A 14,206-nucleotide genomic window follows, 5' to 3' on the forward strand; every position below is an offset into this window, starting at 1 on the left:
AAGATTCGGGCTCCGTATAATCAAAGCCTCTCTTAAGAGAAGGGAAAGCACGGGATGGCAGGTAGAGCATTACAGTCGGCCGTTGGAACATGCGCGTCGCTTGCGATGCTGGCGAGTTTATTCTCAGGCTGTTCGAGCGGCCTCAGCCGCACGAAAGAAGACAAGCTGAACGCGCAGTACGGCATTACCATGCTGCAGGTCAAAGGCGGCGTGGAGATGCGCCTGCCCGACGCGCCGCTCTTCGACAGGGACGAAGCGCGCATCCGCGTGCAGAACATCGCCGTGCTGGACCGCGTCGCGGATGTGCTCAAACGCAGCATGCGGCCTGTTCTGATCGAAGGCCATACCGACGACGAAGGCTCGCTCGCCTACAATCGCGAACTGTCGCTGGCGCGCGCGAATGCCGTTGCGAATGCGTTGATCGCGCGCGGCGTGCCGGCCGAGCGCATTACGACCAAGGGCATGGCTTACCTGCGGCCCATCGCCAATAACGACACGCCGCAGGGCCGCGCGCTAAACCGGCGCGTCGAGATTCTGGTGCGCACCGAGAGCCAGGACACGTTACTCGGCAGGCCCAGGAAGTAACGCGCTTCTAGCTTCCTTCAACTCGTTTCGAGCACCAGCAACTGCGAACCGTCGGCGACCTGATCGCCGACATCGAAGAGAATCTCGCCGATTTTTCCCGCCGTGGGCGCGACGATCGTATGCTCCATCTTCATGGCTTCCATGACGATGAGCGGCGCGCCCTTCGCCACCATCGCGCCTGCCTCCACCAATACCGCGATGACCTTGCCGGGCATCGGCGCGGTGAGACGGCCTTCGTGTTCGGCGTCGCCCGCATGAGCCATCAGGTTTTGCCATTCGAACTGGAATTCCGCGCCTTCGAGAAAGACGTGGAAGATGTCGCCTTCGGTGAAGACGGTGCCTTTTAGCAGGTTATCGTCCAATTGCACGGTGTAATCGGTCGCGCCGCCATGCGTCCAGTCGAAGCGCGCGCTCTTGCCATCGAGCGCGAGCCGCTTCTCGCCGTCTTTCGTGTAGACGACCTTGAACATGTCGTCGTGATCGACCTCGCGCCAGTTCAGGTCCTGGCTATAACCGCCCGCCATGCGCCAGTGCGAGAGCGCGTCCCACGGCGAGTGACCGTGCGCCTCGCCGCCTTCGCGCGTAAGCAGCGCGGCGCAGGCAAGCGCGAGCGCCTTGTTGCGCGGTACGGTTGGCGGCGCGAACAAGGTGTCGCGATGACGCTCGATCAAACCGGTATCGAGCTCGCCTTGCGAAAACGGCTCGCTTTTCACGATACGTTGCAGGAATTCGACGTTCGTATGCAGCCCGACGATCTCGCATTCGGCCAGCGCCCGTGCCATGCGGGCGAGCGCATCGCGACGGTCGCGGCCATGCACGATCAGCTTCGCGATCATCGGGTCGTAAAACGGCGTGATGGCGTCGCCTTCGCGCACGCCGCTGTCGATACGCACGTCGCCATCGATCGAAAAACTCACCGCCTGCGGCAATGCGAGATGCTTGAGCGTGCCCGTCGATGGCAAAAAGCCGCGCGCCGGGTTCTCCGCATAGATGCGCGCTTCGATGGCATGACCGTGCACCTTCAGCGCGTCTTGCAACAGGGGCAAAGGCTCGCCCGCCGCCACGCGCAGTTGCCATTCGACCAGATCGAGCCCGGTCACCATCTCGGTCACCGGATGCTCGACCTGCAAGCGCGTATTCATCTCCATGAAGTAGAACTGGCCGTCCTGCGTCATGATGAACTCGACCGTGCCCGCGCCGACGTAATTCACCGCGCGTGCCGCCGCCACGGCGGCTTCGCCCATTGCGCGTCGGGTGGCATCGGAAAGACCGGGCGCGGGCGCTTCTTCGAGCACCTTCTGATGCCGACGCTGCACCGAGCAATCGCGATCGAACAGATAGACCGCGTTGCCGTGCGTATCGGCGAATACTTGCACTTCGACGTGACGCGGGCGCAGCAAATATTTTTCGATCAGCACGCGATCGTTGCCGAAGCTCGACGCCGCTTCGCGCTTGCATGAGGCGAGCGCCGCCGCGAAGTCCTCGCTCTTTTCGACGACTCGCATGCCCTTGCCGCCGCCGCCCGCGCTTGCCTTCAGCAGCACCGGATAGCCGATGCGATCCGCCTCGCGTTGCAGGAGCGCGGCGTCCTGATCGTCGCCGTGATAGCCGGGCACGAGCGGCACCGACGCGGATTGCATGAGCGCCTTGGCCGCGGCCTTGGAACCCATCGCGCGGATGGCTTCGACCGGCGGCCCGATGAAGACGATGCCCGCTTTCTCGCATGCATTGGCGAAGTCTTCGTTCTCGGAAAGAAAGCCGTAGCCCGGATGCACGGCTTGCGCGCCGCTCGAAAGCGCTGCCTCGACGATGCGCTCCATGCGCAGATAGCTTTCGGATGCCGCCGCGCCGCCCACGTGCACGGCTTGATCGCAGACATCGACGTGTTTCGCTTGGGCATCCGCGTCCGAATAAACGGCGACGCTGCCGATATTCATGCGCTTCGCCGTCGCCGCGACACGGCAGGCGATCTCGCCGCGATTTGCAATCAGAATCTTGTTGAACATGGCTTCACATCCGTGGATCAGCTTGAGGTGCGAGACGCGAGTCGGGCGCCTGGGTCCCGACGTCTGGCGTCACATGCGGAATACGCCGAAGCGCGTGTCTTCGATCGGCGCGTTCATCGTCGCGGCAAGGCCCAAGCCCAGCACGTCGCGCGTTTGCGCCGGATCGATCACGCCGTCATCCCAAAGACGCGCGCTTGCATAGTACGGATGACCCTGCGCCTCGTATTGATCGCGAATCGGCGCCTTGAACGCTTCCTCTTCGTCCTTCGACCACGCGCCGCCCTTCTTCTCGATGCCGTCGCGCTTGACGGTTGCGAGCACGGACGCGGCCTGTTCGCCGCCCATGACCGAGATGCGCGCGTTCGGCCACATCCACAGAAAACGCGGCGAGTAGGCGCGGCCGCACATGCCGTAATTGCCCGCGCCGAACGAACCGCCGATGATCACCGTGAACTTCGGCACCTTTGCCGTGGCCACGGCCGTCACCATCTTCGCGCCGTTACGCGCGATGCCTTCGTTTTCGTACTTGCGCCCGACCATGAAGCCCGTGATGTTCTGCAGGAACACGAGTGGAATCTTGCGCTGGCAGCATAGTTCGATGAAGTGGGCGCCCTTCAACGCCGACTCGGAAAACAGAATGCCGTTGTTCGCGACTATGCCGACCGGATGCCCCCAGATATGCGCGAAGCCAGTGACGAGCGTCGTGCCGTAGCGCGCCTTGAATTCGTCGAAAGCGGAATCGTCGACGATGCGCGCGATCACTTCGCGCACGTCGAAAGGCTTGCGGGTATCGACCGGAATCACGCCGTAAAGGCTCTGCGCTTCATGGCGCGGCGGCAGCGGTTCCTTGAGCGCGAGCGGCGGCGTCTTCACGCGATTGAGATTGCCGACGATACTGCGCGCGATGCCGAGCGCATGCGCGTCGTTCTGCGCGAGATGGTCGACGACGCCGGAAAGACGCGTGTGCACGTCGCCGCCGCCGAGATCCTCGGCGCTGACTTCCTCGCCGGTCGCGGCCTTGACGAGCGGCGGGCCACCCAGAAAAATCGTGCCCTGATCCTTCACGATGATCGACTCGTCGCTCATCGCCGGAACATAAGCGCCGCCCGCCGTGCACGAGCCCATGACCACCGCGATTTGCGCGATGCCCGCCGCCGACATGTTCGCCTGGTTGTAGAAGATGCGGCCGAAGTGATCGCGGTCGGGGAACACGTCGTCTTGATTCGGCAGGTTCGCGCCGCCCGAATCGACGAGATAGACGCACGGCAGGCGGTTCTGCTCGGCAATTTCCTGCGCGCGCAGATGCTTCTTCACCGTCACCGGATAATACGTGCCGCCTTTCACGGTCGCGTCGTTGCAGACGATCACGCACTCCTGTCCCGCAATGCGCCCGATGCCCGTGATGATGCCCGCGCCCGGCGCGTCGTCGTTGTACATGCCGTAGGCCGCGAGCTGCGATAATTCGAGAAACGGCGTGCCCGGATCGAGCAGTTGCGCAATGCGGTCGCGCGGCAAGAGCTTGTTGCGCGACACGTGCCGGTCACGCGCGGCTTGACCGCCGCCTTCCGCGAGCTTCGCGACTTTTGCCTTGAGATCCGCGACGAGCGCTTCGAGCGCGGCGGCGTTGGTCCGAAAATCTTCGCTGCGCGGGTTCAGTTTCGATTCGATGATCGCCATGACGCGCCTCAAGCCGTCTCGGCGAACAGTTCGCGACCGATCAGCATGCGGCGAATCTCGCTCGTGCCCGCACCGATTTCATAGAGCTTGGCATCGCGCCACAGGCGTCCCACCGGATACTCGTTGATGTAGCCGTTGCCGCCAAGAATCTGGATGGCTTCGCCGGCCATCCACGTGGCTTTCTCGGCCGTGTAGAGAATCACGCCCGCGCAGTCCTTGCGCACCTGGCGCACGTGGCCCGAGCCGAGCGTATCGAGCTGGCGGCCCACCGCGAAGAGATATGCGCGGCACGCTTGCAGCGTGGTATAGAGATCCGCGACCTTGCCTTGAATCAGCTGGAATTCGCCGATGGCTTGCCCGAACTGCTTGCGGTCATGGATATACGGCACGACCGCATCCATGCAGGCGAGCATGATGCCGGTCGGCCCGCCCGCAAGCACGGCGCGCTCGTAGTCGAGACCGCTCATCAGCACCTTCGTGCCGCCGTTCAATGCGCCGAGAATGTTTTCCTTCGGCACTTCCACGTTCTCGAACACGAGTTCGCCCGTATGCGAGCCGCGCATGCCGAGCTTGTCCAGTTTCTGAGCGACCGAGAAGCCCTTCATGCCCTTCTCGACGATGAAAGCCGTGATGCCCCGCGCGCCCGCTTCGATATCCGTCTTCGCGTAGACGACGAGCGTGTCGCAATCCGGGCCGTTGGTGATCCACATCTTGGTGCCGTTGAGCACGTAATGGTCGCCCTTCTCGTCCGCGCGCAGCTTCATGCTGACGACATCCGATCCGGCGTTCGGCTCGCTCATGGCAAGCGCGCCGACGTGTTCGCCGGAAACGAGCTTCGGCAGATACTTGCGCTTCTGTTCTTCCGTGCCGTTGCGATGAATTTGGTTCACGCACAGGTTCGAATGCGCGCCGTACGACAGCCCGACCGATGCCGACGCCCGCGAGATTTCTTCCATCGCGACCATGTGCGCGGTGTAGCCGAGATTCGCGCCGCCGTATTCCTCGGATACCGTCATGCCGAGCACGCCCATGTCGCCGAATTTCTTCCAGAGGTCCATTGGGAACTGGTCGGTGCGGTCGATTTCGGCGGCGCGCGGCGCGATTTCCTTCGACGCGAAATGCTGAAGCGTGTCGCGCAACATATCGATGTCTTCGCCCAGCGCGAAGTTCAGGCCCGGCACGGTGCTCATGGGGTGTCTCCTCCAGATGCAATGTTTCGGCGCGTCGCGTTTGAGTTTCACTCACAGCAGATGAAGCGCCGCAGAATGGGCCAATTTCATCCTCTATTCGTCTTTCCGTCAATAGGTTTTTGAGCTACGCTCACATTTCTTGCGCACGCTCTTCCGTTACCGCCATGTCCACGCAAAGCACCGCTTCCAACCGCCGCACGCCGTCGGGCGTCAAATCGCAACAACGCGTGCGCGAAATCCTCCAGGCCGGCCGCGAGGTCTTCGCCGAGAAAGGCTACGACGGCGCCACCAGCGCGGAAATCGCGCAGCGCGCCGGCATTTCGGAAGCCACGGTGTTCAGCTATTTCAGCGGCAAGCGGGAATTGTGCGCCCGCGTGATCGCGGACTGGTACGACGAAATCATCGATGCCTTCGAGACCGGCATGCCGCGCGACGGCTCGGTGCGCCAGCAGTTCGCGTTCATCGTGAGAACGCATTTGCGGTTGATGCTGATGAACGGCACCGGTCTGTGCGCGCTCGTGCTCTCGGAAGGCCGCACGCGCCAGCACGATCTGTCGGACACGCTCACCGAATTGCAGCGCCGCTACACCGCGCCGCTCATGGACGTGCTCGCGCGCGGACAGACGCTCGGCCACGTCCGCGGCGACGTTCCGCTGCGTCTTTTGCGCTCGCTCGTTTTCGGGCCGATGGAACACGTGTTGTGGGACGCCACGCTTGCAAAACGCCGCCTGAGTCAGACTCAGATCGAGACGACGGCGAATGAACTGGTGGAAGTGCTGTGGGCCGCGCTGCAACCCGCCAATGCGAAAACGGCGGCGCTGGCGCAGTTCCGACAGGATGTCGAAGACGCATCGCGCCGCTACAAAGCGGCATCGAGCGAAGAGAAGCCGCTTACTTGACGAAGCGGCGCGCGAGACGCGCGAGCATCGGCACGGTGGTTGGGCGCAAGAGCCGCGCGTCGTAACCGCTCATGCGACGCGCGTTTTCCGCGAGACACAGGTCGATCAAGGAAGCGACGGAAACATTGCCCGCCACGGAATCGCCGACGTTGGCCGGGAAGTTGGCATCTTGCGCCGCGCCGCTCGTGTCGAAACCTCGCGCGAGCGAAATGCGGTCGCGAATCAGCGAAATCCAGACGCTCGCGGTTTTGAGCAGGAAACCAGGCTTGCGATACCACGGCAGACTGCGCCGATACCACGCCACCCAGTTGGCAAAAAACAGAATGTGACGCGCTTCTTCCTGAATCACCGGCTCGAAGGTTTCGACGAGCGCTTCGGGAAAATAGCCTGACTGGCGCGCCGCCTCGAACAAGCCGAACGCAAAGAAACTGTCGATGCACTCGCTGTAGCCCGTGAGCATCCACGCGCGCAATGCGTCGTCCGGTGCGGGATACGGCGGCTCGGGCGCGAGCTCGATGCCATAGGCTTCGACGAGTTTCGAGAGTACGAGCTTGTGGCGCGCTTCTTCCCCGCCGTTCATGCGCAAGGCTTCGCGCAAATGCGGGTCGTGAACCGCCGCCGCGTAAGTCGCCACGCGAATGGAGGCGCGCCCTTCCGTCTGCACCGCGATGTCCCAGATGGGCAGCGACGTCACGCGCTTGAGCGCCGCCGGGTCCAGCTTCGGCCACTCGATCACGGCCGGTTTGTACGGATTGTGCGTCGTCAGCAACATCTCGCAGAACATCCGCCGATGCTGATCCGATCCAATCCGAATCTTTCCTGACGATCGATACGTCCAATTACGCATCGCATGATCTGCTTCTACCGGAGTGAGCGTGTCGGACATATTCGAAAATTGAGCGACGATCGGGTACGTTCTGCGGATTTTGGCATACCGGCCGACAATCCGCAGCAATCGCTGCTCAATTCACGTCAATGCGAGATTTTTTCGAGCGCCATGTCGCGCGTACGCGGTCCCATCAGGCCGATCGCCGCCATCACGACGAGCATGGCGCCCGCGATGAACACGAACACGCCGGTCGTCCCGAAACCCTTGAGCACGGCCGCGATGATGAATGACGTGAAAATCGCCGAAAACCGGCTCCACGAATAGACGAAGCCGACGGCGCGCGCGCGGATGCTGGTCGGGAACAACTCGGTCTGATACGCGTGGAAGCTGTACGACATGATGTTCGACGACAGCGTGAGCCCGACGCCCATCGCGATCAGGAACATGGCGTTCGACGACTGGCTGAACAGCAGCCCGCAGACGATATTCGCGCCCGCCATGGCGACGATGGCCGTCTTGCGCTCGATGCGGTCGGCAATCAAAAGCCCGATGATCGGCCCGATGGGCGCCGCGATCGCGATGATGCTCGAATACATGAGGCTCGACGTGACCGTGACGCCCTGCTTCACGAGCAAGGCCGGCACCCAGTTGGCGAAGCCGTAGAAACCGACCGTCTGGAACACGTTGAAGATGATCATCATCGTGGCGCGGCGGCCGTAGGGCGGCTTCCACATATCGGCGAACGAGCCTGCGCCCTGCGCGGCGTCGAGCACCGGCTCGGGCGCGGCGGGCGGCGGCAACGGCCGGCCGTATTCGCGTTCCACCTTGGCTTCGAGCGCCGACATTACGCGATCCGCTTCGGCGAGGCGTCCCTTTTGCGCGAGCCAGCGCGGACTTTCGGGCAGCGTGCGGCGAATCCACCAGACGAAGAGCGCGCCATGCGCACCGATCACGACGACCCAGCGCCATCCGTCGAAGCCGAACGGCGCGCGCGGCACCAGCAGATAAGCGAGGAACGCGACCACCGGCACCGCCATGAAACCGACTGCCTGCTCGCAGGCAAAAGCGCGCCCACGGATGTGCTTCGGCGCGAGTTCGGAGATATACGTGCCGATCGTCACCAGTTCCACGCCGATTCCCACGCCGGCGATGAAGCGCCAGAAGTTGAGGCCGGTCGCGGTGTCCTGAAACGCCATGATGAGATTCGCGACGGTGTACCAGAGCAGCGAATACGTGAAGATCGCGCGGCGGCCGAAACGGTCGGCGAGAAAACCGCACGCCACCGTGCCGATGAACAGCCCCGCGAACAGCGACGCAATAAAGCTCGCCACGCCTGTGAAACCGAAGAAACTCGCTGTCGTTGGCGTGAGGATGCCGCTCTTTACCAGCCCTGGCGCGACGTAACCGGAGTACAGCAAGTCGTAGAGCTCGAAGAAGAAGCCGAGACTCAGGAGCGCGATGAAAGTCCAGATGGTGCGCGTGGCCGGCAGCCGGTCGAGACGCGCGGAAATGAGCCCGGCGGTGATTTCGGGTGGCGCGGACGCGGACGCAGCGGCCGATGCGCGCTGTGCGCCCGCCGCGGGGGAAGTTGCCATTGATATGTCTCCTGTCGACCGGACGGTTCTTTTGCGGATGTGGCGTCCCGCGCAAAGGGGTGGTCTTCGGCGCGCGGGACGAGGGCCGCATTTTAGCTGCGGGGGGCGGATCAGTCAGCCCGAATCCCATCCATCAACAACGCCACCGCATGCCGCGCGATCTGCTCCTTGCTGATCGCGCCTGCGCCCTGGCCGCGCCAGCGTGATGTCGCAAGCGGAAACACCGCGAGTCCGAACAACGATACGAACACGAGCGATGGCTCCAGCGCCGGATTTACCTTGCCCGCTTTCTGCCATCCGGCGATGCGCTCGATCGCCAAATCCTTGCGCTCGTCGCCGAAGCGTTCTGCCATGCGCTGACGCAGCACGCCACCTTCGCTGATCACTTCGCGTACCCACAGCGCCGCGAACCACGGATGCTTGTCCACCGTCGCGACCAGCGCCTCCACGAAGGCGCGCAAGGTGTCGGCGGGCTCGGCCGAGGGATCGTTGAATACGCGCCCCAGTTCCGAGCGCAACGGCGCGAAGCGTTCGTCGATCAACACATCGAGTAGCTGCTCGCGCGTCTTGAAATAGTAATGGACCATTGCGGGCGTTACGCCGGCCTCGCGGGCAATCGCCCCGAGCGTCGTTTCGCCGATGCCCTGCCGCGCAAACAACATCAGCGCCGTATCCAGCAAGTGCGCCCGCGCCTCGGCGCTGTGACCGCCGCTCGGACGGCCCGGCCGCCGCCCTGCTTTCTTCAGTTGAACCTCGCCCGATTCGCCGGGCAACTCGGCTCCGATTACATCGTTTGACATAGAGATGGTTTGACGAGCCTTCGATGATCGTTTATATTAACTTTCATGTTAATTAAATTCAATCCGTTTTCAGCGGGCAGCGCTGAGAACCGGATTGAAGCGCTTTTCACGACGCCAAAGGCGTCCCTACGCAAGTACAGGTCGATATGACATCTTTACACCGAACCGCTCCTGCAGGCGTCGACGAAGCCGCAAAACCGCCGCTCGGCCTGCTCTTCACGGCGCTTTTGCTCGTCATGCTGCTCGGTGCGCTCGATCAAACCATCGTGTCGACAGCGCTCCCGACCATCGTCGGCGAACTCGGCGGACTCGAACGCTTGTCGTGGGTCGTCACGTCCTATCTGCTCAGTTCGACCATCGTCGTGCCGCTTTACGGCAAATTCGGCGATCAGTTCGGACGCAAGGTCGTGCTTCAGGCATCCATCCTGATATTCCTTGCCGGATCTATCCTCTGCGGCGTTGCGCAGAACATGACGCAATTGATCGCGCTGCGCGCGTTGCAGGGGCTCGGCGGCGGCGGGCTGATGGTGGTCACCATGGCCGCCATCGCCGATGTCATCCCACCCGCCGAACGCGGTCGCTTTCAGGGGCTTTTCGGCGGTGTGTATGGCCTTGCCACGGTCGTCGGGCCGCTGCTTGGCGGCTTTCTGGTCGAGCATCTGTCGTGGCGCTGGATTTTCTACATCAACGTGCCGCTCGGCGTGATCGCGCTCGCCGTCATCCAGACCGTATTCAAGCCGCATACGGCGCACGTGAACCATCGCGTGGACTATATGGGCGCGGGCTTTCTAGCCGCCGCGCTCACTTGCATCATCCTGTTCACCAGCGAAGGCGGCGCGCTCTTGCCGTGGAGTTCACCGCAACTGTGGTGCACGCTCGCGCTCGGGCTGATCTGCATCGGCGGATTCGTCTACGAGGAACGGCTCGCCGCCGAGCCCATCATGCCGCTCTCGCTCTTCAAGGAACCCACCTTCGTGCTGGCCGGGCTGATCGGTTTCATTGTCGGCTGCGCGCTGTTCGGCGCGGTCACGTTCCTGCCGCTCTATTTGCAAGTGGTAAAGGGCTCCACGCCGTCGCAGGCCGGTCTGCAGATCACGCCGATGATGGCCGGCGTGCTGCTTTCCTCCATCGTGAGCGGCCGGGTCATCAGCAAGATCGGGAAGTACCGGTTTTTCCCGATCGCGGGCACGGGGTTCGTCACGCTCGCCATGGTGCTGCTGTCCACGCTGCGCCTCGACACGCCGCTGCCGGTCATGTACGGCTACATGCTGCTGCTCGGCCTCGGGCTCGGCATGGTGATGCAGGTGCTCGTGCTGGCGGTGCAGAACGTGGTCGAATTCCGGATGATCGGCGTGGCCACCTCCAGCGCGACGCTCTTTCGCTCGATCGGCGGCTCGGTCGGCGTGGCCGCTTTCGGCGCGATTTTCTCGGGAAGCCTGCGCGGCCGGCTCGAAACGCTGATTCCGGCCGGCACGGAGATGCCGCGTTCGCTCGGGCCGCTCGCGGTGGCGAATCTGCCGGCCGCGTTGCATGACGATTATCTGAGCGCGTTCGCCGGCTCCATGCACACGGTTTATTTGGTCGCGGCTTGTATTGCGTGCATCGCTTTTGCGCTGTCGTGGTTTCTCAAGGACCATCCGCTTCGCAAGCATTGAGAAAGTAATCAGCAAGGAAGTCGGTAGAATTCAGACAAAACCACTTGCTAAATCATGTGAAGGAAAGTTCTAAATCGCCGCTATCGGTGCTTTCACTAGATGCCTGACAATTTTGGCTTGGTACCCTTCTGCCGATTCTGCCCGGACACGATCCGCGGAAGACCCAAAGGTCCGGCGTCGCCAATTACGGCGCCGGATGCCCGGATACGAGACCTGCCGGGATGAACCGACCACCATCTGGAGTAATAACAGTGAAGAAACTGATCGCGGCCCTGACGATGTCCCTCCTTGCCGCCACGTCGCTCACCGCCGTCACCGCGCACGCCAAGGACTATTCGACGATTCGCTTTGGCGTCGACGCAAGCTATCCCCCGTTCGAATCGAAGGGTTCGGATGGCAAGCTGACCGGTTTCGACATCGATCTCGGCAACGAGATCTGCGCGCGCCTGAAGGCCAAGTGCGTATGGGTGGAGAACGATTTCGACGGCATGATTCCCGCCCTCAAGGCGAAGAAGTTCGACGGCGTGCTCTCGTCGATGTCCATGACGCCGCAACGCGCCGAGCAGATCGCCTTTTCGAGCAAGCTGTTCAACACGCCGACGCGTCTCGTCGCGAAGAAGGGCAGCAACATCCTGCCGACGGCCGAAAGCCTGAAGGGCAAGACCGTGGGTGTGGAACAAGGCACGATCCAGGAAACCTACGCCAAGACCTACTGGGCGCCGAAGGGCGTGACGGTGACGCCGTACCAGAACCAGGATCAGGTCTACGCCGATCTGACTTCGGGCCGTCTGGACGCCGCCCTGCAAGACGCCGTGCAGGCGGAAATCGGCTTCCTGAAGACGCCGCGCGGTGCTGGCTATGACTTCGCGGGCAAGGATATCGTCGACAAGAAGGTGCTGGGCGAAGGCGCGGGCATCGGCATGCGCAAGGAAGACACCGACCTCAAGACGCAAGTCGACAAGGCAATTGCCGACATCATCAAGGACGGCACGTACAAGAAGATCGAGAAGAAGTACTTCGACTTCGACGTGTACGGCAGCTAAGTCATGCCTTCGGGCGAAGCGCCGGTCACACCGGCCTTCGCTCGAGTGGGCTACGAAGCGGGCTCCGCGTTTTTTTGCGGAGCCCGCTTTGTTTTTGGCGCCTGGCAGGGGTCGCTTTTGCTGAGTCTGCTTTTGTCGCAGCAACGGTGCGCTCTTCAGTGCCCGCCTTGGCCTTCCGCGCAACTCCGCAAACGTCCCGACGCGCCGCCGCGCGGATTTCGGCTAAGATCGAACGTCCGAGGCAAAGCCGACGGCAGCAATCTCGCATGGAACCGGAACCGGGCGCGGCAAGCACCATCAGCGCTCATTCCGGTCAACAGGAGACGCCATCGCCATGGCACGCGGCAATCTCGCCCGTGCACGCTGGCCCGCCATAAACATCATTCGAGACAAGACCGCGCACTCGCATGCGCGCGCACATCATGCAAACCAAGACTCATCAACTCATTTCGCCGACGCTCGGCACTTCCCGCACCATCACGAGTTATCACTACGGCTCGGGCGGCGGTCAGAAAATCTACATTCAGTCCTCGCTGCACGCGGACGAATTGCCCGGCATGCTCGCCGCGTGGAAATTGCGCCGCCTGCTCGCCGCTTTCGAAGCCGACGGCAAGCTCGAAGGCGAAGTGGTGATCGTGCCGGTGCCGAATCCCATCGGGCTGAATCAGATCTTGCACGGCCAACTGCTCGGCCGTTTCGAAGCCAATAGCGGCCACAACTTCAACCGCAATTTTCACGATTTGGCCGCGTTGATCGCGCCGCGCATCGAAGCGCGCCTTTCCGGCGACAGTCAGGCGAACCTGCTCGCCGTGCGCGCCGCGATGAAGGAAGCGCTCGACGAGCAAACGGCGCACACCGAACTCGAATCGCAACGTCTAGCGCTGCAAAAGCTCTCGTACGACGCCGATGTCGTGCTCGACCTGCATTGCGATCTCGACGCCGCGCTGCATCTCTACACGAACCCGGATATCTGGGCCGATGTCGAACCGCTCGCGCGCTATCTCGATGCAAAGGCGTCCCTGCTCGCGCTGAATTCGGTCGGCAACCCGTTCGACGAAATCCACAGCTTCTGCTGGTCCGACTTGCGTACGCGTTTCGGCGAGCGTTTTCCTATTCCGAACGGCGGCATCTCGGTGACGGTCGAGTTGCGCAGCCAGCACGACGTCTCACATGAACTCGGCGATAAGGACGCGCAGGGCATCGTCAACTATCTGATTCATCGCGGCGTGATCGATGCGCCGCAAGTGCCGCTGCCGCCGCTCGCGTATCCGGCCACGCCGCTCGCGGGCGCGGAGCCGATCGTCGCGCCTGCGAGCGGCATTCTCGTGTTCCGTGCGCAAGTGGGCGCGTTCATCGAGGCGGGCTCGGCCATCGCCGATGTGATCGACCCGCTCGCCGATACCATCACCACGCTCAAGTGCACGACCTCCGGCGTTTTGTACGCGCGGCATATCACGCGCTTTGCGACCGCCGGGCTGGAAGTGGCACGCATCGCGGGAGCGAAGGCTTATCGCACGGGGTCGCTGTTGTCCGCCTGAGCCTTGAACGTCAGAACGGAATGAGACCGCACTGCGCCGCGACGATGCGCCAGCCGTGCGCGGTCTCGCCCCACGTTCGCGTGTAGCGCAAGCTGCCCGCGAACGGCGCGCCGCCGAATGTCCCGGCGAGCGCAACGCGCGTGACGGTCACGGCAAACGCGCCGTACACGCGCACGCTTTGCTCCACCACCTCCAGCTTGTCGATGCGCTGCATGCCATGCCGATGCCCGTTCAGGTCATCGGCCTTGCTCCATATCTTTCCGGTGGCATCGACGAAAGTCAGGTCGTCGGCCAGGAGCGCGTCAAGCGCAGTCACGTCCGACGCCATCATCGCCTGCTTCAGGCGTTCTTCCAGTTCGCGGATTCCGTGTTCGTCCATTTTGTTTCTC

At 62.8% G+C, this 14,206-nt stretch carries 12 protein-coding genes; 5 read left to right on the forward strand and 7 right to left on the reverse strand.

Annotated elements, in window-relative coordinates:
- Positions 1-105: 105 nt before the first annotated feature.
- Positions 106-585 (forward strand): OmpA family protein, encoded by a 480-nt coding sequence (locus NCR40_RS18530; protein WP_250510212.1) that lies wholly within the window; start codon positions 106-108, stop codon positions 583-585.
- Between the two features lie 17 nt (positions 586-602).
- Here NCR40_RS18530 and NCR40_RS18535 read toward each other — a convergent pair whose 3' ends face one another.
- From NCR40_RS18535 to NCR40_RS18545, 3 genes are all read right to left on the reverse strand, one after another.
- The gene (locus NCR40_RS18535) at positions 603-2,591 is read right to left on the reverse strand and encodes an acetyl-CoA carboxylase biotin carboxylase subunit (protein ID WP_250510213.1); all 1,989 of its coding nucleotides are present in this window, start codon (positions 2,589-2,591) and stop codon (positions 603-605) included.
- A gap of 69 nt (positions 2,592-2,660) precedes the next feature.
- Positions 2,661-4,268 (reverse strand): carboxyl transferase domain-containing protein, encoded by a 1,608-nt coding sequence (locus tag NCR40_RS18540; RefSeq protein WP_250493592.1) that lies wholly within the window; start codon positions 4,266-4,268, stop codon positions 2,661-2,663.
- 8 nt (positions 4,269-4,276) lie between these two features.
- Positions 4,277-5,458, reverse strand: a complete 1,182-nt coding sequence (locus NCR40_RS18545) for an isovaleryl-CoA dehydrogenase (RefSeq protein WP_244829334.1) — start codon at positions 5,456-5,458, stop codon at positions 4,277-4,279.
- A gap of 164 nt (positions 5,459-5,622) precedes the next feature.
- Between NCR40_RS18545 and NCR40_RS18550 the strand changes: the two genes are divergently transcribed.
- Complete coding sequence (locus NCR40_RS18550) at positions 5,623-6,357, forward strand: TetR/AcrR family transcriptional regulator (protein ID WP_250510214.1); 735 nt, start codon at positions 5,623-5,625, stop codon at positions 6,355-6,357.
- Here NCR40_RS18550 and NCR40_RS18555 read toward each other — a convergent pair.
- The 3 genes from NCR40_RS18555 to NCR40_RS18565 form a co-directional block, all read right to left on the reverse strand.
- Positions 6,350-7,243: a ferritin-like domain-containing protein gene (locus tag NCR40_RS18555; protein ID WP_250510215.1), complete on the reverse strand. Its 894-nt coding sequence runs from the start codon at positions 7,241-7,243 to the stop codon at positions 6,350-6,352. The two genes, NCR40_RS18550 and NCR40_RS18555, sit on opposite strands and share 8 nt — an antisense overlap.
- A gap of 86 nt (positions 7,244-7,329) precedes the next feature.
- Positions 7,330-8,781 carry an MFS transporter gene (locus NCR40_RS18560; protein ID WP_244829331.1) on the reverse strand — a complete coding sequence of 484 codons (1,452 nt, stop codon included), beginning with the start codon at positions 8,779-8,781 and terminating at the stop codon, positions 7,330-7,332.
- Between the two features lie 110 nt (positions 8,782-8,891).
- Positions 8,892-9,581, reverse strand: coding sequence for a TetR/AcrR family transcriptional regulator (locus NCR40_RS18565; protein WP_244829330.1), 690 nt, complete (start codon positions 9,579-9,581; stop codon positions 8,892-8,894).
- A gap of 146 nt (positions 9,582-9,727) precedes the next feature.
- On the opposite strand from NCR40_RS18565, the gene NCR40_RS18570 reads away from it, so the two are divergent.
- The 3 genes from NCR40_RS18570 to NCR40_RS18580 all read left to right on the forward strand — a co-directional run bounded on the left by NCR40_RS18570 (position 9,728) and on the right by NCR40_RS18580 (position 13,817).
- Positions 9,728-11,236, forward strand: coding sequence for an MDR family MFS transporter (locus NCR40_RS18570; RefSeq protein WP_250510216.1), 1,509 nt, complete (start codon positions 9,728-9,730; stop codon positions 11,234-11,236).
- A gap of 251 nt (positions 11,237-11,487) precedes the next feature.
- Entirely contained in the window at positions 11,488-12,279 is a 792-nt protein-coding gene (locus tag NCR40_RS18575) for an ABC transporter substrate-binding protein (protein ID WP_250467382.1), read from the forward strand.
- A 422-nt stretch (positions 12,280-12,701) separates the two neighbouring features.
- Positions 12,702-13,817, forward strand: coding sequence for a succinylglutamate desuccinylase/aspartoacylase family protein (locus tag NCR40_RS18580; protein WP_250510217.1), 1,116 nt, complete (start codon positions 12,702-12,704; stop codon positions 13,815-13,817).
- Between the two features lie 10 nt (positions 13,818-13,827).
- Here NCR40_RS18580 and NCR40_RS18585 read toward each other — a convergent pair whose 3' ends face one another.
- A complete protein-coding gene (locus NCR40_RS18585) occupies positions 13,828-14,196 on the reverse strand; it encodes a nuclear transport factor 2 family protein (RefSeq protein ID WP_250510218.1) in 369 nt (122 codons plus the stop codon).
- Positions 14,197-14,206 lie beyond the last annotated feature (10 nt).

It is taken from the genome of Caballeronia sp. GACF4 (genome assembly GCF_023631025.1).
Taxonomy (GTDB): Bacteria; Pseudomonadota; Gammaproteobacteria; order Burkholderiales; family Burkholderiaceae; genus Caballeronia.